The organism is Sphingomonas lacusdianchii (genome assembly GCF_022664395.1).
Lineage (GTDB): Bacteria > Pseudomonadota > Alphaproteobacteria > Sphingomonadales > Sphingomonadaceae > Sphingomonas > Sphingomonas lacusdianchii.
Window position 1 is genome coordinate 1 of the sequence record NZ_JAKRET010000014.1, and the last position, 20,808, is coordinate 20,808.

20 protein-coding genes, 1 tRNA gene and 1 rRNA gene are annotated in these 20,808 nt (G+C 68.0%); 3 read left to right on the forward strand and 19 right to left on the reverse strand.

Annotated elements, in window-relative coordinates:
* A 5S ribosomal RNA gene (gene rrf / locus MF607_RS17040) occupies positions 1–99 on the forward strand; the annotation flags it as partial.
* Between the two features lie 68 nt (positions 100–167).
* Positions 168–244, forward strand: a tRNA-Met gene (locus tag MF607_RS17045).
* A gap of 392 nt (positions 245–636) precedes the next feature.
* Here the strand turns inward: MF607_RS17045 and MF607_RS17050 are convergent.
* The 19 genes from MF607_RS17050 to MF607_RS17130 form a co-directional block, all read right to left on the reverse strand.
* Entirely contained in the window at positions 637–1,323 is a 687-nt protein-coding gene (locus MF607_RS17050; RefSeq protein ID WP_242121008.1) for a response regulator transcription factor, read from the reverse strand.
* Position 1,324: 1 nt separating this feature from the next.
* Positions 1,325–4,051: a sensor histidine kinase gene (locus tag MF607_RS17055; protein WP_242121010.1), complete on the reverse strand. Its 2,727-nt coding sequence runs from the start codon at positions 4,049–4,051 to the stop codon at positions 1,325–1,327.
* Positions 4,005–4,574: a potassium-transporting ATPase subunit KdpC gene (kdpC, locus tag MF607_RS17060; protein WP_242121013.1), complete on the reverse strand. Its 570-nt coding sequence runs from the start codon at positions 4,572–4,574 to the stop codon at positions 4,005–4,007. The genes MF607_RS17055 and kdpC overlap by 47 nt, the downstream gene beginning before the upstream one ends.
* A gap of 11 nt (positions 4,575–4,585) precedes the next feature.
* Positions 4,586–6,619, reverse strand: coding sequence for a potassium-transporting ATPase subunit KdpB (gene kdpB, locus MF607_RS17065; protein ID WP_242121015.1), 2,034 nt, complete (start codon positions 6,617–6,619; stop codon positions 4,586–4,588).
* Between the two features lie 11 nt (positions 6,620–6,630).
* Positions 6,631–8,334, reverse strand: a complete 1,704-nt coding sequence (gene kdpA, locus MF607_RS17070) for a potassium-transporting ATPase subunit KdpA (RefSeq protein WP_242121018.1) — start codon at positions 8,332–8,334, stop codon at positions 6,631–6,633.
* 13 nt (positions 8,335–8,347) lie between these two features.
* Complete coding sequence (gene kdpF / locus MF607_RS17075; protein WP_037531783.1) at positions 8,348–8,437, reverse strand: K(+)-transporting ATPase subunit F; 90 nt, start codon at positions 8,435–8,437, stop codon at positions 8,348–8,350.
* A gap of 111 nt (positions 8,438–8,548) precedes the next feature.
* Positions 8,549–9,415: a TorF family putative porin gene (locus MF607_RS17080; RefSeq protein WP_242121020.1), complete on the reverse strand. Its 867-nt coding sequence runs from the start codon at positions 9,413–9,415 to the stop codon at positions 8,549–8,551.
* 180 nt (positions 9,416–9,595) lie between these two features.
* Positions 9,596–10,678: a CAP domain-containing protein gene (locus MF607_RS17085; protein WP_242121023.1), complete on the reverse strand. Its 1,083-nt coding sequence runs from the start codon at positions 10,676–10,678 to the stop codon at positions 9,596–9,598.
* A 305-nt stretch (positions 10,679–10,983) separates the two neighbouring features.
* Positions 10,984–11,106, reverse strand: coding sequence for a hypothetical protein (locus tag MF607_RS22780; protein ID WP_277925972.1), 123 nt, complete (start codon positions 11,104–11,106; stop codon positions 10,984–10,986).
* A 59-nt stretch (positions 11,107–11,165) separates the two neighbouring features.
* Positions 11,166–11,540: a hypothetical protein gene (locus MF607_RS17090; RefSeq protein ID WP_242121025.1), complete on the reverse strand. Its 375-nt coding sequence runs from the start codon at positions 11,538–11,540 to the stop codon at positions 11,166–11,168.
* A gap of 63 nt (positions 11,541–11,603) precedes the next feature.
* The gene (locus MF607_RS22785) at positions 11,604–12,428 is read right to left on the reverse strand and encodes a glycoside hydrolase family 15 protein (protein ID WP_277925973.1); all 825 of its coding nucleotides are present in this window, start codon (positions 12,426–12,428) and stop codon (positions 11,604–11,606) included.
* 10 nt (positions 12,429–12,438) lie between these two features.
* Positions 12,439–13,416: a glycoside hydrolase family 15 protein gene (locus tag MF607_RS22790; RefSeq protein ID WP_277925974.1), complete on the reverse strand. Its 978-nt coding sequence runs from the start codon at positions 13,414–13,416 to the stop codon at positions 12,439–12,441.
* On the reverse strand, positions 13,409–14,242 hold the full coding sequence (locus tag MF607_RS17100; RefSeq protein WP_242121027.1) for a glucose 1-dehydrogenase: 834 nt from the start codon (positions 14,240–14,242) through the stop codon (positions 13,409–13,411). Before MF607_RS17100 ends, MF607_RS22790 begins: the two co-directional genes overlap by 8 nt.
* Positions 14,239–15,372, reverse strand: coding sequence for a Gfo/Idh/MocA family protein (locus tag MF607_RS17105; protein WP_242121029.1), 1,134 nt, complete (start codon positions 15,370–15,372; stop codon positions 14,239–14,241). Before MF607_RS17105 ends, MF607_RS17100 begins: the two co-directional genes overlap by 4 nt.
* 88 nt (positions 15,373–15,460) lie before the next feature.
* Positions 15,461–16,036 carry a methyltransferase domain-containing protein gene (locus MF607_RS17110; protein WP_242121031.1) on the reverse strand — a complete coding sequence of 192 codons (576 nt, stop codon included), beginning with the start codon at positions 16,034–16,036 and terminating at the stop codon, positions 15,461–15,463.
* Positions 16,033–16,647 carry a PIG-L deacetylase family protein gene (locus tag MF607_RS17115; protein WP_242121167.1) on the reverse strand — a complete coding sequence of 205 codons (615 nt, stop codon included), beginning with the start codon at positions 16,645–16,647 and terminating at the stop codon, positions 16,033–16,035. The genes MF607_RS17110 and MF607_RS17115 overlap by 4 nt, the downstream gene beginning before the upstream one ends.
* Positions 16,648–16,670: 23 nt before the next feature.
* Positions 16,671–17,645, reverse strand: coding sequence for an acyl-CoA dehydrogenase (locus MF607_RS17120; protein WP_242121033.1), 975 nt, complete (start codon positions 17,643–17,645; stop codon positions 16,671–16,673).
* The gene (locus tag MF607_RS17125) at positions 17,642–18,658 is read right to left on the reverse strand and encodes a glycosyltransferase (protein ID WP_242121035.1); all 1,017 of its coding nucleotides are present in this window, start codon (positions 18,656–18,658) and stop codon (positions 17,642–17,644) included. Before MF607_RS17125 ends, MF607_RS17120 begins: the two co-directional genes overlap by 4 nt.
* 158 nt (positions 18,659–18,816) lie before the next feature.
* On the reverse strand, positions 18,817–19,473 hold the full coding sequence (locus tag MF607_RS17130; protein WP_242121037.1) for a YjbE family putative metal transport protein: 657 nt from the start codon (positions 19,471–19,473) through the stop codon (positions 18,817–18,819).
* 237 nt (positions 19,474–19,710) lie between these two features.
* Between MF607_RS17130 and MF607_RS17135 the strand changes: the two genes are divergently transcribed.
* On the forward strand, positions 19,711–20,808 hold the full coding sequence (locus MF607_RS17135) for a DUF3616 domain-containing protein (protein ID WP_242121040.1): 1,098 nt from the start codon (positions 19,711–19,713) through the stop codon (positions 20,806–20,808).

Sequence of the window (20,808 nt, forward strand, 5' to 3'; positions counted from 1 at the left end):
TTTGTGAACCACCCGATCCCATCCCGAACTCGGCCGTGAAACCAAACCGCGCCAATGGTACTATCGCTCAAGCGATGGAAGAGTAGGTCGTCGCCAGGCATTGAAGCCGGTGCATAACCATTCACAATCGTCCTCCACTCTTCCGCTCGCTCGAGCGCCAAAAGTGTCGCGGGGTGGAGCAGCCCGGTAGCTCGTCAGGCTCATAACCTGAAGGTCACAGGTTCAAATCCTGTCCCCGCAACCATACATACAGCCCGCAAGTCAAATGACTTAGCGGGCTTCGTGCTGTTTCCAGCACTTCGAATAGTATCCATACATATTCGCAAGCGCGTGCAGGGATGCGCCGCAGCTCGGCGCGCGCTCCGTGCTGTTCCGGCCATGCAACGTCGCCGCTGCAAGGCCGCCAGTAAGCGTCCGGCGAGCCTAGCCACGGGCAATTCACGAGCCGCTGGCTATGAACTGTCCTGACCGCCCCTGCCGTAGGCTAACATTTCCAAAAGTATACGCCCTCGCCAGATGGTGTCTGCGGAACGTTCGGCCCGAGGTCATGCACGCCACTGCAGCTTGAGAGACGCAGCGTGCCTTTGGAAGCTTCGCTTGTCGCCGATGTGACAGCCCACATCAGCCACCGACTCCTCAATGGTCGGAGCGCAACCGGTACCCAACCCCAAGTTCATTGGCGATGACGCTGCCGACCGGCGCGGGGGTTTCTAGTTTTTGGCGGAGGTTTCGGATGACGATACGCAAATATTCCACCCGCGCCTCCTCCCCTGCCCCCCAGCAAGCGGCGAGAATGCGTTCATGGGTCACCACCCGGCCGACGTGACGCGCCAATAGGCCCAGCACCTCATGCTCCTTGCGGGTCAGATGAAGTTCGGCGCCATCGCGGCAGACGATCCGCCGGTCGAGATCGATGCTGAGATCGCCGCGCCGAACGACCTTCTCCGCCGTCGCCGACGATCCCCGATGCCGCAGTGCGACGCGGAGGCGGGCGAGGAGTTCTTCGGAGTCGAACGGCTTGGTAATAAAATCGTCGGCGCCGAGGTCGAGCGCGGCGACCTTTTCGTCGACCGCCTCGCGCGCCGAGACGACGAGGATGACGAGGTCGCCCTGCTCGCGCAGCTGCGGGATGATGCTCAACCCGTCGCGATCGGGAAGCCCGAGATCGAGCAGCACCGCGCCCGGATGCTCGACCGCCGCCTGCCGCAGCGCCCCCTTCGCATCCCCCGCCTCGACGACGCCGTAACCGGCGCGAAGCAAGGTATTGCGCAGCAGCCGGCGGATCGCGGCATCATCATCGACGACGAGAATCTTGGCGGACATGTCAGGCAACACTTTCGGTCGAACCATCGCGGACGATCAGGTCGGGCGGGAACACCAGCGCAAAGGCGGCACCCCGGCGGTCGGGGCGGTTGGCGGCTTCGACGGTCATGTTCATGGCTTCGGTAAATGCTTTCACGATGGCAAGACCCAGGCCGGTGCCGCCAACCGCGCGGTCGGAGCCTTCGAGCCGCCGGAACGTCTCGAACACCTCGCCCTCGCGACCGGGCGGCAGGCCCGGACCGTGATCGAGCACCGTCAGCCGCAGTTCGCCGAAGCGATTGCGCCCCTCGATCACGATCTCGGTACCGGGTTCGCCATAGCGACCGGCATTGTCGAGCAGATTGAGCAGGCAATGATGCAGCAGCTGCGGATCGACGCGCACCAGCGGCAGGTCGGGCGGCACGTCGAGCCGTACGGCATGCCCTTCGAGCGCGCGCCGGGCATCATGCGCCGCGCCGGTCACCGCATCGCCGAGATCGGTCGCCTCGATCCGCAGCTTCAGCGCACCGGCCTCGACCCGCGCCATGTCGAGCAGGTTGGCGACGAAGCGGTTGAGCCGCTGCGCCTCGCTCTCGATCGTGCCGATCAGCTCGGGCGTCACGCCATGGTGCAGCTGCGCGGCGGCGGCGATGACGGCGGTGAGCGGGGTGCGCAGATCGTGGCTCACCGAAGACAGCAGGGCGGCGCGCAGCCGGTCGCGGGTGCGGACCACGTCGACGTCGCGCATCTCGGCCTGCAGCCGAAGACGTTCGAGGACCAGCGCCGACTGATCGATCAGGCTGCCGAGCAATGGTAACTGGTCGGCACGCACCGGACTGCCGGTCCGGTCGCTGGCGACCCCCAATACGCCCAGCACCCGGTCCCCCGCCTGCATCGGTTGGAACAGCCATTCCGATGCGGCGAGCGTGCCCGATCCCCTGCCCGCCGGGTTGCCGGTATCGAACGCCCAGCCAGCGGCGGCCGTGTCCATCGTGTCGAGGCGGTAGGCGGGATCGCTGGCGGCAAGGATCGCGAGTTCGGCGCCGTCCGTGCGGCCGAGCAGCACGACCTGCACGTCGAGCAGGCGCCGGACATCGTCGCAGATCATCTGCGCCGCGATATCGGGATCGTTGACGGCGGCGATCTGGCGCAGGAACCCGGCCAGCGTGGCGTTGGTGCGGGCGCTGGCGGCGGCCAGGTCGGCCTGCGCCCGGACGCGCGAGGTCAACTGGCTGGTCGCGACGGCAATGCCGAGCAGGACGATGACCGAGATCAGGTTTTCGGGATTGTTGATCGTCAGCGTACCGGTCGGCGGCAGGAAGAAGAAATTATAGGCAAGCGTCGAGGCGATCCCGGCATAAAGCCCCGTGCGCAGCCCGAAGAAGCTGGCGGCGGCCATGACCGGCAGGAGATAGAGCAGCGCGACGTTGCCGAGATCGAGAATCTGGAACAGCGCCCCGGCAAGACCGGTGACGGCGGCGACCATCGCGGTGGTGATCGCATAGCCGGCGGGCGTGCCGCGTTGTCCGGGCCGCTTCGGACCGCGCTGGCGACGCGATGGCGAAGGGGACGTCGGCATCGGCATCGGCAGGACGTGGACGGTGACGTCAGGCGTATCCCGGACCAGACGGTCGACGACCGACCCGTGGCGAAGCTCGAACCAGCGCGAGCGGTTCGATTTGCCGAGCACCAGTTGCGTCGCGCGCAGATCGCGCAGCACCGACTGGATCCCGGCAACGACGGTTTCGCCGGGCACCGTCGCAACCGCGCCGCCCAGTTGCGTCGCCAGCGTCATCGTCGCGGCGATGCGGGCATGTTGTTCGTCGGTGAAGTGCACGGCGCGCGGCGTTTCGATGAAGACCGCCGTCCATGGGCCGCGCAGGCCATCGGCGACGCGCTTGGCGGCACGGACCAGCGTATCGCATCCCGGCAGTTCGCTGATCGCGACGACGATCCGGTCGCTCCCGGCCCAGGTGCCGCCCAGTCCCAGCGCACGGACATCGTCGAGCATCCGCGCATCGACCGCCTGCGCCGCGCGGCGCAGCGCCAGTTCGCGCAACGCCGACAGGTTGGATTTGGAGAAGAAATGGCCGAGCGCGCGCGTCGCCTCGGCCGGAAGATAGACCTTGCCCGCCTTCAACCGGTCGATCAGTTCGTCGGGCGGAATGTCGACGACCTCGATCTCCGCCAGTTCGAGGATGCGGTCGGGCACGGTTTCGCGTACGCGCACACGGGTGAAGCTGGCGACGACGTCGTTCAGGCTTTCGACGTGCTGGATGTTGACGGTCGAATAGACGTCGATGCCGGCAGCCAACAGCTCCTCGACATCCTGATAGCGTTTGGGATGGCGGCTGCCCGGCGCGTTGGTGTGGGCCAGTTCGTCGACCAGCACGAGGCGCGGCGCGCGGGCGAGGATGGCGTCGAGATCCATCTCGCGCAGGCGACGGCCTTCATAGGGGACGTCGCGGCGGTCGACGACCTCATGCCCGCGGATCAGCCTTTCGGTTTCGGCGCGGCCATGGGTTTCGACCACGCCGATGACGACATCGACGCCATCGCGCCGGCGCGCGGCCCCTTCCGACAGCATTTCATAGGTCTTGCCGACGCCGGGGGCAGCGCCGAGGAAGATCTTGAGCCGCCCCCTGCCCTCTTGCGCGGCAGCGCGTAGCAGGGCGTCGGGATCGGGGCGCTGGTCGGTCACGTCAGCGCAGGGCGTCCAGCGCGCGATTGAGCGCGAGGACGTTGACATGCGGATCGCCGATCAGCGGCCGGACGACATGCACGGCGATCAACGCGCTCACCCGCTCGCCGGCAATGCCGCGCACCCTGGCGATGCGCGCGACCTGCGCCTGTGCGGCGGCGGGCGACAGGTCGGGGTCCAGCCCCGATCCGCTGGCGGTGACCAGATCGGCCGGGATCGCGCCGGTCACGCCCTCGACCCGGCGCGCGGCGACATCGGCCTTTACCCGGTCGGCCAGCGCCTGCGACGTGGGGCCGAGGTTGGAGCCGGACGAAGCGAGGCCGTCATAACCCTTTCCGGCAGCCGAGGGGCGCGTCTGGAAATAGCGCGCGCTGACAAAGGCCTGGCCGACGACGGTCGATCCGATCACCCGGCCGTTCGCATCGCGCACCAGGCTGCCATTGGCCTGGGCGGGAAAGAGCGCCTGCCCGATGCCGGTCATCGCCAGCGGATAGGCGAGCCCGAGCAGGGCCGCGAACAGGATCGTCATGACGATCGCCGGGCGCAGTGCCGAAGAGAAGTCCTTACCCATTTTCCTGATCCTTACGCGAGGCCGAGGCCGCCGACCACCAGGTCGATGATCTTGATGCCGATGAACGGGGCGAGCAGGCCGCCAAGGCCGTAAAGGGCGAGATTGCGCGCCAGCAGCGGCCCCGCCGCCATCGGACGGTAGGCGACCCCCTTCAGCGCCAGCGGCACCAGCAGCGGGATGATGATGGCGTTGAAGATGATCGCGCTCAGGATCGCCGATTCCGGCGTCGCCAGCCCCATGACGTTGAGCACGCCAAGGCCTGGATAGAGCGCGACGAACATCGCCGGGATGATCGCGAAATATTTCGCCACGTCATTGGCGACCGAGAAGGTCGTCAGCGCGCCGCGCGTCATCAGCAACTGCTTGCCCAGCCCGACGACCTCGATCAGCTTGGTCGGATCGCTGTCGAGATCGACCATGTTGCCCGCCTCGCGTGCCGCCTGCGTGCCGGTGTTCATCGCGACGCCGACGTCCGCCTGGGCGAGGGCCGGCGCGTCGTTGGTGCCGTCGCCGCACATCGCCACCAGCTTGCCGCCGCTTTGTTCCTTGCGGATCAGCGCCAGCTTGTCCTCGGGCGTCGCCTGGGCGAGAAAGTCGTCGACCCCGGCCTCGGCGGCGATGGCGGCGGCGGTCAGCGGATTGTCGCCGGTGATCATCACCGTGCGGATGCCCATGGTGCGCAATTCGCCGAAGCGTTCGCGGATACCGGCCTTTACCACATCCTTCAGAAAGATCGCGCCGAGCAGCCGCCCGTCCTTCGCCACCGCTAGCGGGGTGCCGCCGGCGCGAGCGATCTCGTCGGTGATGCGGCGCAATTCGGTCGCGGCGGCGGTGGTGCCCGATCCGTCATTGGCGCGCAGGATCGAATCGACGGCGCCCTTCTGGATCAGCGTTTCGCCGTAGCGGAGGCCGGAGACGCGGGTCTGGGCGGTGAAGGGAATGACTTCCGCATCCACCGGCATGGCCCGGTAGAGGCCGTAGCGTTCGCGCGCCAGCACGACGATCGAGCGCCCCTCCGGCGTTTCGTCGGCGAGGCTGGCGAGCAGTGCGGCCTCGGCCAGTTCGGCGTCGCTGGTGCCGCCGACGCTGCGAAACTCGCTCGCCTGCCGGTCGCCGATCGTGATCGTGCCGGTCTTGTCGAGCAGCAGCACGTCGATATCGCCCGCCGCCTCGACCGCGCGGCCCGACTTGGCGAGCACGTTGAAGCGGACCAGACGGTCCATGCCGGCGATGCCGATCGCCGATAGCAGCGCGGCGATGGTCGTCGGGATCAGCGTGATAAGCAGCGCGGCGAGGATCGCGACCGGAATGCTGCCCCCGGCATAGGATGCGAAGCCCGGAATGGTGCCGACCGCGATCAGGAAGATGATCGTCAGGCCGACCAGCAATATGGTCAGCGCGACCTCGTTCGGGGTCTTTTGCCGCTCGGCGCCTTCGACCAGCGCGATCATCCGGTCGAGAAAGCCCTTGCCCGGCTCGACCGTGACCCTGACGCGGATCTCGTCGGAGATGACGCGGGTGCCCGCCGTCACCGCCGAACGATCGCCGCCCGCCTCGCGGATCACCGGCGCGGACTCGCCGGTGATCGCGGCCTCGTTGACCGATGCGACGCCCGAGACGACATCGCCGTCCGACGGGATCAGGTCACCGGTTTCGACCAGCACGATATCGCCGACCCGAAGTTGGCTGGCGGGGACGTCGTCATGGTCGCGCCCATCGCCCTTCAGCCGCTTGGCGACCAGTTCCGCCTTGGTCGCGCGGAGCGATGCGGCCTGCGCCTTGCCGCGCCCCTCGGCCAGCGCCTCGGCAAAGGTGCCGAACAGCACCGTCAGCCACAACCAGACGGCGAGTTGCGCCTTGAACGCGACCGCCAGCTGGTCCTGCCCGATGACGAGCAGGATCGTCATCAGCAGCGCTACCGCGGCGGTGACGAACATCACCGGGTTGCGGACCAGTTCGCGGGGATCGAGCTTGAGGAACGATGCCTTGATTGCCGGCACGACCAGGTCGGCGGTGAACAGGCTCTTGGATTGGGCTTTTGCCATGATGGCCCCCGTCAGAACAGCTGGCCGCGGATCATACTGAGATGATCGGCGATGGGACCGAGCGCGAGGCTCGGCAGGAAGGTGAGACCGCCGAGGATCAGGATGATCCCGACCAGCAGCCCGACCCACAGGCCGCCGGTGGTCGGGAAGGACCCGGCGCTTTCCGGCGTGTATTTCTTGGCGGCGAGGCTGCCGGCGATCGCCAGCATCGGCACGATGACGAAGAAGCGGCCGAACCACATCGCGACGCCCAGCAGCGCGTTGTAATAGGGCGTGTTGGCGGTGAGCCCGGCAAAGGCCGATCCGTTGTTCCCGACCGCGCTGGTGAAGGCGTAGAGGATTTCGGAAAAGCCGTGCGGCCCCTTGTTGAGCGGGCCGGCCAGCCCCGGCTGCACCACCGACGACAGAGCGGCGAAGCCGAGGATGACGAGCGGCAGTACCGCGATCGCCAGCACGGCGAGCTTCACCTCGCGCGCCTCGATCTTCTTGCCGACATATTCGGGGGTGCGGCCGACCATGAGGCCCGCGACGAACACCGCCAGGATCGCGAACAGCAGGAAGCCGTAGATGCCCGCGCCGACGCCGCCGATCACGACCTCGCCCAACTGCATGTTGAACAGCGGGATCAGGCCGCCCAGCGGGGTGAAGCTGTCGAGCATGGCGTTGACCGCGCCGCACGACGCGGCGGTGGTGACGACCGAGAACAGCGCGGATGCCGCGATGCCGAAGCGGACTTCCTTGCCCTCCATATTGCCGCCGGCGACGCCGAGGCTGTGCAGGATCGGGTTGCCGGCCGCTTCCTGCGCATAGGTCACGGTCACCCCGGCGAGGAACAGCATCACCATCGCCGCGAGGATCGCCCAGCCCTGGCGGGTGTTGCCGACCGCCTTGCCGAAGGTCCAGGTCAGGCCGAAGCCGATGGCGAAGATCGACAGCATCTGGACGAAATTGATGAGCGCACTCGGATTCTCGAACGGGTGCGCGCTGTTGGCGTTGAAGAAGCCGCCGCCATTGGTGCCGAGCATCTTGATCGCTTCCTGGCTGGCGACGGGGCCGAGCAGGATCGACTGGCGTGCGCCCTCCAGCGTGCTCACGTCGACCGCGCCTGCCAGAGTCTGCGGCACGCCCGACGCGATCAGGAACAGCGTATAGGCGATGCAGATCGGCAGCAGCAGGTAGAGCGTGATCCGGGTGACGTCGGCCCAGAAATTGCCGATCGCTTTCGCCTCGCGCCGCGCGAACCCGCGGAACAGCGCGAAGGCCAGCGCGATGCCGGTCGCGGCCGACAGGAAATTGTGGATCGTCAGCCCCAGCATCTGGCTGAGGTTCGACATGGTGCCCTCGCCGCCATAGCTCTGCCAGTTGGTGTTGGTCGTGAAGCTGATCGCGGTGTTGAAGGCGAGGTCGGGCGACAGCCCGGCCAGCCCCTGCGGATTGCCCGGCAGCACGCCCTGCAGCCGCAGCACGGCATAGGTCAGCATCAGCAACGCCGTGTTGAACAGCAGCATGTGGATCGCATAGCGCCGCCACCCCTGCTCGACGGTCGGATCGATGCCCGACAGCCGGTAGAAGCCGCGCTCGACGGGGCCGAGCACGACATGCAGCGGCGTCCGCCGGCCTTCGTAGAGCGCATGCAGCCACAGCCCGACCGGCCTGGTCAGCGCCAGCAGGATGCCGACGAACAGCAGGATCAGGAACCAGCCCTGAAATGTCATGGTACCGCTCCCTTCAGAAGCGTTCGGGGCGGATCAGCACCGCCACCAGATAGACGAGGAGGCCAAGCGCGGTCAGCGCCGCCAGCCAGAGATCGAGCGTCATCGCGCGTCTCCCCTCACGCCCGGTCGCACAGACGCGCATAGGCGAGCGTCAGCGCGAGCAGCCCGAGGAGGATCGCGATCCAGAGCAGATCGGCCATGTCGGAATGTCCTTTCAGAATGCGGCGGTCAGCGCGACGACGACGGTGCCGCCGGCGATGTTGCCGGTGCCGTCCTGTCCCTTGCTGAAGCTGGGGCGGAGATAGGTCGCGCGCGCGTCCGAAATATCGGTGTCGACATAGCTGACATTGACGGTCAGGTTACGCCACGTCGCATCGGCGCCGAGCGACCAGTCCCAATAGCTGCCGGTCGGCGACACCGCCGTCGCGTTGGGACCGAGGCCGTCCTGCCCCCAGCTATGCCCGAGATGCGCCCTGGCGGTGACCGGCGTGCCGGCGATGCCGAACGCGCCGTCGCCCCACAGGTACAGATTGTCGTCCTTCGCGCCCGGATCGGTATAGACCCCCGCGGCGGCATCGGCACCGGTCGCGTACCATTTGCCGATCGCCTGCTGTTTCGGCGCATAGGCGACGCCGACGGTCAGCGTCGCCGGACCGGCGGTACCGGTCAGCTTGGCATAGGGTTCGGCGAAGTCCGTCTTGTCCGCCCCCCCGGGATACAGATACCAGGTCAGGCCGAGGTCGAGCGTGCCGTTGCCCGCCACCTTCGTCCTGAACCCGCCGATCAGGTCGAGTTCCATATTGGCGCCGCCGAACGTACCCCAGCCCGCCAGGTTCGACGCCCAAGTGCCGATATACACGCCGCTGTCATGGGCGACGGTGATGCCGCCCTGTACCGCCATTTCGCGGTCGGACTGCGACACGCCGCGAAAGCGATAGTCCGATGCGATCGATGCCGAACCGCTGACGGTGATCGGCTCCGGCGTCGACGCCTTCGCCGCGTCGGCCGGCGCCGACTGCGCCTGCGCGGCCAGCGGCAGTGCGAGGACCGCCGCTGCGACGACTGTTCGATACGATTTCATGCTTGCACCCCGTACGGAGCGGCCGTTTCGTGACGGCCGCCTTCAGGGATGCGCGATTAGGCCCGACCCGCGTTTAAATTCGAGAGCGATTCCCGCTAATCGCATAGTGCGCGCATATAGTTGGTCGTTTTTTTTAGGGGCCGTCGCCGCCGGACGCCGCCTGCCCGCGCGGTGCCGAGGTCAGGGCGTCAGGCGGAAATAATAGCTGTAGGTCTTGGGCGTCCCCGCCACCACGACGTTGCCGATCGTCACGTCATAGGTGGTGTTCGCCGTCAGCCCGGCCACGCTCCATTGCAGGTTGTTCGACAGGCCGTATCCGTCATTGTCATAGGCGATGTTGCCGACCGTCAGCGCCGCGCCGTCGCGCGGCCGGACCGTGATCGTCGCATTGGCGAAGCGGACCTGCGCATTCGCTCCGAAATTGCGCGTCTTGTCGGCGATGACGCTGAACGACAGCAACGCCCCCGTCGCGTAATAGCGCGCCGGATAGTCCTGATAGGGATAGGCGACGAAATCGGGCAGCGGACCGGCGGTATTCTGGGTCGTGTTGATGACCTTGATCGACGATCCATCGGCCCGCCCCCGGGTCGCTTCCGCACCCGCGACCCGACCATAGGCGACGCTGGACAGGAACGGGTAAAGCAGCCAGCGGCGATGGCCGATATTGTTCGCGATCAGATTGTCGACGTCGGTCAGATAGCCGATCATGATGTCGGCATCCTGCGAATAGCGCAGGCCCGAACCATAGCCGAGATAGATGTTGCTCTGCCCGGCGGCGGTCGCGCCGGCGGTGGTATAGCATTTCCAGTCGGTCGGCGGCGTATGGCTGAGCTGCCCGTTGGCGGCCATCATCAGCGCCGACTGCATCGACGCCGCTTCCTCCGCCATCGAATAGGTGACGGCAGGCAGGCCGTGGCGCGCACGGATATCGTTGAGCACGGCGAGCACCCGCGCGCCGACCGCCGGTTTCAGCTGCCCGGTCTGGCAGGCGCCGATATTGGGCGCGGCGGTATAGAGTTGCGCGACCGAGGTCGTGAAATCGGACCCGGTCGCCGGTTCGTTCGCCGTGGCGACGGGCGACGGCGTGGGGGTCGGAGACGGGGTAGGGGTCGGCGTCGGCGCGGGGGTGACGGTCGGGGTGACGACCGCCCCGCTGCCGGACGGCGTGCCGCCGCCGCAACCGGGCACGAGCGCGAACAGCAACAACGGCGCGACGCGGCGCAGCGGATGACGATGGCCGGAAGGGGAGACTGAACGCATCATACGACTTCCGGCTGCGGCCATAATGGCACGATTCCCGACGACTGTCGCAGGATCGGGTTGCATTCCCGTAAACGCACCGCATGGCCAGCGTCAAACCGGCCCGCCGCGACCGATCGGACCGCGTGGATCCTTTCCCTCATGTCCGACGGACCATTGCGGTGGAATTCTTCGGGAACAGATTTTGGGGAAACCTGTCGTCTGTGGCCCTTGCCGTCGGCCCGTTGCGCCGCCTTGTCTCTCAGGATCTTCCCGATCGGGAGTCCGGCGGCTGTCTTGATTGCCATCCTAGGAACGTGGTCGCCACGTCAGGCCGGAGGCATCGCATCATCGGTATCAGCATTGGACCAAAGCGCCATGCCCCTTGCTTCGGGCATGACGGGTGTGAAGCCAAACGGTGCGTACAGCCGATGCGCCTCACCGTTCGCCATCAACGATACATAGGCTTCGGCAGGTGCGACCTTTCGGACGTACGCCAAGAGGCTTGTGACTATGGTTTTGCCCAGCCCTTTCCCTGATGGACTGGATCAACCGCGACGTCGACAAGGTGGAAGAACAGCGCCCCGTCGCTAATGATCCGCCCCATCGCTACTGTCTCGCCTTGATACCGAACGCATACCGCGAAAAAACTGCCCGGCAGACCAGCACGCGCAGCTTCCACGCTTCGAGGTGTAAGGCCGCTGATACTCCGCAGGCGTAGATAATCCGCCACTTCGGGGACCGCTTCGATCAGATTATAGCCAATGACAGCTTCCATGTTGCGAAATGTACGACGACCGGCGGGTGTTGATCTACCCGCCTGTATCTTTCCGAAAATTGGTTCCATTGAGGACGATCCAAAGGCTTGGCGCACGACTTCGACCATCCTCACCCCGACAGCGAAAGGACGCCCGGTTCGATCAGCCCGATGCGGCACCGCCAAGCCCCATCACGGCTCCCAATGCGGGCGGTAGGACGGGTCGAGCCGGCGATCGATGAAGTAGGCCGCGCTGATGAAGGCGAGATGCGTCAGCGCCTGCGGGAAGTTGCCGAGCGGCAGGCCGCGCCGGTCGACTTCCTCTGAAAACAGGCCGAGCCCGTTGCCATAGGCCATGCCCTTCGCCAGCATCTCCTGCGCCTCCTCCATCCGTCCGGCGCGCGCGAGGCATTCGGCATACCAGAAGGTGCAGGTGGTGAACGCCCCCTCCCCGCCTTCCAGCCCGTCGGCATTGCGATAGCGATAGACCAGCCCGTCGTCGCGCAAGGCGCTGCCGATCGCGTCGAGGGTCTTGAGCCAGACCGGATCGGTCGAGGAGACGAAACGGACCAGCGGCATCATCAGCAGCGCCGCATCGAGTTCGCGCCCGCCGCGTTCCTGTACGAAATAGCCATGATCGGGATGGCGGAAATTGGCCCAGACATCCTCGACGATCGCGTCGCGGCACGCGGCCCATTCGACCAGCGGGGCGGGCAGCGAACGTTTCTTGGCCAGACGGATCGCGCGGTCGAGCGCGACCCAGCACATCAGCCGCGAATGGAGGAAATGGCGCGGTTCGTCGCGCATCTCCCAGATCCCCGCATCGGCTTCCTGCCAATGGGCGATGACATGGTCGACGATGCCGCGCACATGCTCCCAGCCTTCATGGCTGATGGCGCGGCCATATTTGTTCGACAGGTACACGCTGTCGAGCAGTTCGCCGAAGATATCGAGCTGGCTCTGCGCATGCGCGGCGTTGCCGATGCGTACCGGGCGGCTGCCGGCATAGCCCGCCAAATGCGGCAGTTCATGCTCGTCGGCCGCCTTCCGATCCGTCGATCGCGTACATGATGCGGATCGGGCGATCGGGACCTGCGTCCATGACGCGCGCGGCGGCCCAGCGGTTGAAATGCTCGGCCTCCGCGACGAAGCCCATCCGCAGAAACGCATAGACGGTGAACGACGCATCGCGAATCCAGGTCGCGCGATAATCCCAGTTGCGCCCCGCCCCCGTCGCCTCGGGCAGGCCGAAAGTCGCCGCCGCCGCGATCGATCCGTGCCGGGCCGAGGTCAGCAGCTTGAGCGCCAGCACCGACCGGGTCATCGCCTCGCGCCAGCGACCGCGATAGGTCGAATGCCCGGTCCAATCCCGCCATGCCGCCGTCGTGGCCGCCGCGACGCGGTCGATCGCGGCGTCGGTCGGACGTTCGAGCCGGTCCTCGCCGAGCACGAACCACGCGCTCTGCCCCGCCGACAGGCTGAAATCGGCGGTGGCGGCATCGTCGTCGACGTCGAGCGGGACCGACGCGAACAGGCGCACCGTCTGTTCGCCGCCGGTAAAGCGGATGCCCTCCCCCGTGGCGGTGACGGTTGGCGCGATCCGGGCATAGTCGAAGCGCGGCGCACAGCGCGCGGTGAAGCGCACCGTCCCGCGCGTCACGCGCAGCACCCGGATCAGGCAGCGCGCGGCGAGATCGGGCCGGCTCCGCGCCTCGGCCAGCGGCATCAGGTCGCTGACCTCGGCACTGCCATCCTCCGCCATCCAGCGGGTGAGCAGCACGTTGGTATCGGGGACATAGAGCTGCAGGCGCTGCGCATCGTCGAGCAGGGGCTGAAGCGTGAACGCCCCGCCCCGTTCGGCATCGAGCAGTTCGGCGAAGATCGTCGGGCTGTCGAGCGAGGGCCAGCACAGATAATCGATCGTCCCGTCGCGCGCGACCAGCGCCGCCGTCTCCAGATCGCCGATGATGCCATGGTCGCCGATCGCGCGGAGCGGCTCAGCCATTGTCGCGAAACTCGGGATAGAGCGTCATGCCGCCATCGACGAACAGCGTCGTGCCGGTGACATAGTCGGCCGCGTCCGATGCCAGCCACACCGCCGCGCGCGCGACATCGTCCGGCTCGCCGATCCGGCCATAGGGGATCAGCCGCAACAGCCGCTCCAGCGCCTCGTCGCTGTCCCATGCGTCGCGGTTGATCGGGGTGCGGATCGCGCCGGGGGCGATGGCGTTGACGCGGATGCGGTCGGCGGCGACTTCCTGCGCCAGCGACCGGGTGAACATGCGGCTGCCGCCCTTCGACGCGGCATAGTTGATATGTCCCGCCCATGGGATCACCTCATGTACCGAACTCATCGTCACGATCGCTCCCGCACTGCGCGCCGGGCGGCGATCGGCGCCCTGGGCGCGGAAGCGGCGCACCGCCTCGCGCGCGCACAGGAACTGGCCGGTCAGGTTGACGCCGATCACGGTGTTCCAGTCGTCGAGCGTCATGTCGGCGATCGACGCGTCCTTCTGTACCCCCGAATTGGCGACCAGCACGTCGATCCGGCCAAAGGCGTCGGCGGCGGCATCGAACAGCCGCGCGACTTCCGCCTCCTCCGACACATTGGCGCCGACCGCGATCGCCCGGCCGCCATCGCTGCGGATGCGATCGACCAGCGTATCGGCCGATGCGCCGTCCGAATGATAGTTGACGACCACCGCCGCACCGGCACCCGCCAGCCCCTCGGCAACCGCGAGGCCGATGCCCGAACTGGCGCCGGTGACGACCGCGACATGACCGGCAAGCGGCGTGGCGGGATCAGGGCGTGACGCCACGGTATGCGTCACGCCCCGGTCGGCGACGCGGCGTTGACGGGGTCGGGGGCCGATACCGGTCGCAGCGTCTGTTCCTGCGCATCGGGATCGATCCGCCGGGTCCGCGCCAGCGGCTCGATCGGCACCCGCCCGCCCGATTGCAACGCGGCGACGATCGCCTCGATCACCAGCAGGTCGGCCAGCCCCTCCTCACCATCGGGTTCGGGATCGCGGTCGTGCAGGATACAGTCGGAGAAGTAGCGCAGCTCGCCGCCGAACTGGTCGGTTTCCTTATACGTCTTGTGGGTGCGATCCTCGCCGATCTGGCGGTGATGCTCCAGCCCCTGACCGAAGCCGAAGGCGGGGTTCATCTCGATCGACCCCTTGGTACCGGCGATGATGAAGCTGTCGACATTGTTGGCATAATAGCCGACCGTGAACTGGGCGAGGCGATCGCCCGGCAGGCGCAGCGTCACCGCGATCGTATCGTCGAGATCGCCGAAGCCCGCATCGGCATGGCGCACGCCGATCGCCGACACGACCTCGACCGGCTCGGCACCGAACAGATAGCGGATGGCGTTGATCGGATAGGCACCCATGTCGAACAGCGGCCCGGCCCAGATGCCGTTGGTCGCGCGGTGATTGGCGGGGTCGACCATCTGGGTGAAGCAGGCGGTGAAGGCGATCAGGTCGCCCAACTCGCCGGCCCGGATCCGCCGGATCGCATCGAGCGTCGCCGGTTCGAAATGCAGGCGATAGGCGGTCATCAGCTTCGCCCCGCCGCGCTCCGCCGCCGCCATGATCGCGCGCGCCTGTTCGGCCGAGATGTCGAGCGGCTTTTCGCACAGGACATGGATGCCGGCCTCCAGCGCCGGGACCGCGAATTCGGCGTGGCGCCAGTTCGGGGTGGCGAGATAGATGGCGTCGATCGTGCCCGAGCGCAGCAGGTCGGGAAACTGTTCGTACCCATAGCGGTCGGCGACGCCGTACCGCTCGCCGAGCGCGCCGAGCTTTTCGGGATCGCCCGATACCAGCGCGGTGATCTCCGAATTGCCGGTATGCGCGACGCCGGGCATCAGTGCCTCCTGCGCGATGTCGCCAAGGCCGACGATCGCATAGCGCACCTTGCGTCCGCCAAAGCCCAGTGCCGATGCTATACCCATTTACGCTCTCACCCAAATATTGCCGAGCGGCGCAACCGCCCCACGGCCCGACTTGGTTCCATGGCGTCGGGAAAGGGTGCGGCTCGGGCTAGGCGAGGGTGCAGGCGAGCACGGCCCAGCGGCGGTTGCGATGGACGCAGCGGACGCGCCAGTCACGGCCGGTCGCACGCAGGAACTGTCGATGCAGCGGCGCGGCGTGCTGGGCGAAGTCGTGAAAGTCGATGCGATGATGCGCGAGCACCAGCGTGCCGCCCGGGCGCAGCGCCGCCGCCACGTCGCGCGCGGTCCGCCGCATGGCCCCCGGGGTCAAATAATAGAGGAGTTCGGCGACGACGACGACGTCATAGGCCGTGCGCGGCAGATGCGCCGGCACCGCGAGCCGGATCGCGCGGGCACGGGGAACGCCCGCCAGCGCCCTGGCGACCAGCGCCGTTCCCGCCCCGGTCGCCTCGGTCGCATCGAGGCGGAGCGCGCGCGGCGCAATGGCGACGCTGTTCGATCCGTTGCCCGCCGCCAGTTCGAGGATGCGACCCAGCGGCCCCGCCCCGATCGCGTGCAGGATGGCGTCGCGCTTCACCGCCTCGTCGCGGTTGCGAAACGTCTGCCACGGATCGGGATCGGCGGCGAAGGTCCGCTCGAACCCGTCGAGGGTGATCGGCCTCATCGCCGCATCGCCGCGAAGATCTCCGCCGGGCGGCTGAACGCGGCGATCTGTCCGGCGGTCAGTGCGAAGCCGTGCGGATCGTCGGTGATCCGCCCGGTCTGCGTCCGGTAGCGGCGGATGGCGTGGCGCTTGGCGAGGCGTTCCTGCGCGGTCAGCGGCATCGCGCGCGCGGCGGGCAGGCGCTGTCCCGCCGGCCATACCGGATAGGCGCGCCAATTGACTCCCCTGCGTGGGCGGGCGGCGGCAGCGACCGCGCGGTGATCGGGATGGTCGTCGCGCGGCGACGGAGCCAGCGCCAGCACCGGTCCCGGCAGCATCGACAGCACGTGCGACAGGGCGCGGCGGATGTCGCCGCCATGCGCGGCGACATCGCCATCGGGCAGGTCGAGAAAGTCGATAGCGCACGCGGTCACGCCGATGCGGTGCAGTTCGCGCCGCGTCTCGCGCCGCCGTTCGCGCACCAGTCGCACGCGGGGCCAGGTCGGGCTGGCACGATGCGATCCGGCGCCGTCGCTGACGATCAGCACGCGGACCGCCACCCCGCGCCGCCGGGCCCGCGCGATCAGGGCATGGGCGCCGATCGTCTCGTCATCGGGATGCGGCGCGACCATCAACACCGCTTTTGCTCCCCGGATCACAGCGTCACCGTCAGCGTACCCTCGGCGACCGCCGACCCGACCAGCATCCGCTGCGCATCGGGGCCGGGCTGGCGCAGATACATGGCGAGGTCGGTGATCTTCGCCGACAATGGATGGTCGTGGAACAACGCCGCCACGCCGACCGCCTCCTGCGCGACCGCGATCGCCTCGCCCCCCGCCGCATAGACCCCCGCGCGGGCGGCGGACACCGACGGCAGGCGCGCGGCCGCGTCGGCGAACCACGTCGCCGCCGCCGTCCGCACCGCCCCCGCCGCCGCCTCGGCCAATCCGTGGAGCCGGGCGAGCCGTCCCGCCTGATGCGGATCGGCGGCGCGGCCCGTCGTCACCAGATGGTCGCGCACCCCGTCGACGATGCCGGCGATGCCGCCCGCCTGCACCGCCGCGAAGCGCAACGCGCCGCCGCTGAACCACGGTTCGCGGACATAGTCGCCGGGCGCGCCGATCCGGTCGTCGGGGGTGATCGGCGAATCGGCCCAGCGCACGATATGCGTTTCGGATCGCTGCATGCCGACCACCCGCCAGAACGTTCGGTCGATGCTGTGCGCCACGCGCGCGAGGTCGAGCAGCAGCAATTGCCGCCCGCCGGGCGCATCGACGCTGACTAGCGCATGGCTGAGGATGCCGGCACCCGAGGCGAAGCTCTTGCCGCCGTGGAGCATGTCGCCGTCGAGCCGAAGCCCGTCGCCCGGCAGATCGGCATTCCATACCCCCAGCGCCCCGCCGTCGCGCAGGATCGTGGTCAGCCGGGCGCGCTGCGCGGCATCGCCATAGCGCGCCACGATCTGCGCGGCATCGACATGCCCCTCGAACAACCGCCCGAGCGGCAGGTCGTCGCGACCGACGCGGTACAGCAGCCGCAACAGCGTCAGCAGCGCGGGCGCATCGATCGGGTCGCCAGGATCGCCCAGTTCACCGGTCAGCGTGGCGATCCGCTCGCGCAACTCGCTCATGCTGCCGCCGCCGGACTGGCAGTGAGCAGCGCGAGCGCGGCCTCGGCGGCGACGAACGGGATGTGGCGCATGCCGCCGGGCGGCACCGGCACCACCCGCATCGCGAACGCCTCGGCATTGGGACAGTCGCGCGCGACGCCGAGCAGGTGGTCGGCATCCAGTCCGATCGTCCCGCTCATTCCCCGATAGTCGCCGCTGCCATAGGCCCGACGCGCGACCGCGTGCAGGCGATATTGCCATAGCTGATCGGCAGGATGCGCGACGCTGACCGCCCCCAGCCCGTCGCGATCAAGCGCGCACAGACCGGTCGCCAGCCCGCCCTGCACCCGTCCCACCCGCCGGTCGGAGGTATGGACGATGCTCGCCGCATCACGCCGTACCCTGAAACCCGCGCGCGCGGCATCGTCGACCAGTCGCGCATCCTCGCCGCGCGCCAGCGGCAGGAACCCGCCGAGCGCGACATAGGTGGCCGCGCGCAGCCCCATATTTGCGCCGCTGGCATGGTGGTGGACGACGGGCGCCTCCCACGCGACCGGATCGATCCGGCGGCGCAGCGCATAAAGGCTGGCATAATGATGCTCGATCCGGTCCTGATCGGGATTGCCGCCCCGGCCGCTGCGGACCACGTCGCCGACGACGAGATCGGCATGGTCGAGCGCGGCGACCATCACCGCCAGCCAGTCGGGCGCAGGCAGGCTGTCGGCATCGGTGGTCAGCAGGATCGCATCCCCCTGCCCCACGCTTGCCAGACCGATCCGCATCGCCCGGTCGCGCGCCCGCCCGGCATTGGGCGCGATGCGATCGGCGACCTCGACGATCAGGCGGTGCCGGCCGCCCGCATGATAGGCGGCGATCGGTACCATGCTGGCATCGCTACACCCATCGAGCAGCAGGCACAGGGTCACCGCGACACCCGCCGGCACGGTCAGCCGGTCGATCGCGGCGAACAATCCGGGCAGCCGCTCCGCCTCGTCACGCGCCGGAATGCAGATCGCGACCGGCGGGGCGGTCAACGACCGCATCCGCCGCGCGCAGCCACCGGTCCTGTCATTTGAAGTCGTGCCATGTCGCTGTCCCCGCCGGTGATCCGATGCGATGGAGAGCATGCCCTCCAAGTGATTGATATCGCTTCGGTAACGAACGGGGCGCGTTCGGGTTCAACGTAAACCGATCAGCCAAACAGGGCGATCAGCCCGCGCGACGGGTCGGTCAGCCCTTCGTAGATCATCTTGCACGCAACATAGACGATGACAGCAAGGCCGATATAGGCGACCCAGCGATAGCGCTCGATCACGCGCGCCAGCACATTGGCGGCAACACCCATCAGCGCGACCGACAGGATCAGCCCGATGGCGAGGATGCCGGGATGATCGCGCGCGGCACCGGCGACGGCCAGAACATTATCGAGGCTCATCGACACGTCGGCGACGGCCACCGCCCAGGCGGCACTGGCGAAGCTGCGCGGCGCAACCGCCTTCAGCGTCCCGTCCTCGCCGGGCGTGTCGTCATGGTCGCGCAACTCGCGCCACATCTTCCACGCCACCCATACCAGCAGCAAGCCGCCGGCGAAGACGAGGCCGGTGACCTGCAGCAACTGGGTAACGACCAGCGCGAAGGCGACGCGCAGCAGCAGCGCCGCACCCACGCCGATCAGGATCACCTTGCGCCGCATATCGGCGGGCAGGCCGGCGGCGAGTGCGCCGACGACGATCGCATTGTCGGCGGCGAGCATCACGTCGATCAGCACGACCTGCGTAAAGGCGGCGAGCGCGGACGGACTGCCGATATTGGCGAAGTCCGCGACGATATGGTTCCAAAGGTCGGTCATCGGTTCAACTCATGCAGGAAAGGCGGACGGGATCATACCGGCAAAACGTCATGACCGCCGACAGGCTTCGCCGGATCGGCCCGACCCGCTGATGCGCGGCCAGGCCGGTCACCGCAAGAGCCGATCTTGTCACGCAAGACGATCGGGACCGGTCGAACGCGGGACTTCCGCAAATGGACGATCCCCTTTAGCCTGCCGGACCTGCACAATGCCGTTCGCCGGCGAAAGGTTTCAGCGATGCCCGACCCGTCGACCCCGTGGCCCGCGACCACCGCCCCGTCGGGCACCGAACGACTGATCCTCGATGCCGAACGCGGCGATGCCGACGATCCGGCGCTCGACCTGTCGGCGGCGGCGCGGCATGGTCGGACGATGTTCCTCGGCAGCGACGAAGGCGTCCGGCTCGAACGGCTGATCGGGGACGGCGACGGGCGCTGGGCGGAGCATCGCCGCTTCCCGCTCGACGCGATCCTCGACCTCGACGCGTCGGGCGAGGCGGATATCGAGGGGCTGGCCGAGGAGAATGGCTGGCTCTGGGTACTCGGATCGCATGCCCGCACCCGGCCGAAGATCGGCAAACAGGGCGACGACCGCATCGACCTGACCCGGTTCGCCGCGCTCAAGAACACCCGTCCGCGCTGCCTGTTGGCGCGGGTGCCGCTGGCCCGCGATCTTGATCGGGACGGCGCGGTGCGGCCGGTGCAGCGCGACGGCGATCGTCGCGCGGGGATGCTGCGCCAGACCAAATATGGCAACCGGCTGTCGCGCATGTTGCAGGAAAGTCCGCTGCTGCGCCCCTTCACCCGCATCGCCGCGAAGGAAGGCGGCGTCGATCTGGAGGGGATCGCCGTCGCCGGCAACCGCATCGCCATCGGCATGCGCGGACCCGTGATCCAGACCTATGCCGTGCTGCTGGAGGTGGAGGTCGTGCCGACCCGGACCGGGCGGCTCAAGATTCTGGGACCGATGCATGTCCGGCTGCTCGAACTCGACGGTCTCGGCATCCGCGACCTGAAGCGCGACGGGGCCGACCTGCTGATCCTTGCCGGCCCGACCACCGGGCTCGACGGGCCGTGCGCGGTCTATCGATGGAAGGACTGGCTGGGCGACCCGCCGCAGCATGAACAAGTGGTGCGGCGGCACCGGCCCGAGCGGATCATCGACCTGCCCTTCGGCCGCGGCGACGATCATCCCGAGGGGCTGGTGCTGCTCGACCTGCCCGAAGGCGGACGCGACCTGCTGGTGATCTGCGACAGCCCCGCCGCCGCGCGGATCGATCGCGCGGCGAACGGCGTGCGCTGCGACCGGTTTCGCCTGCCGGACCGGGATGGCTGA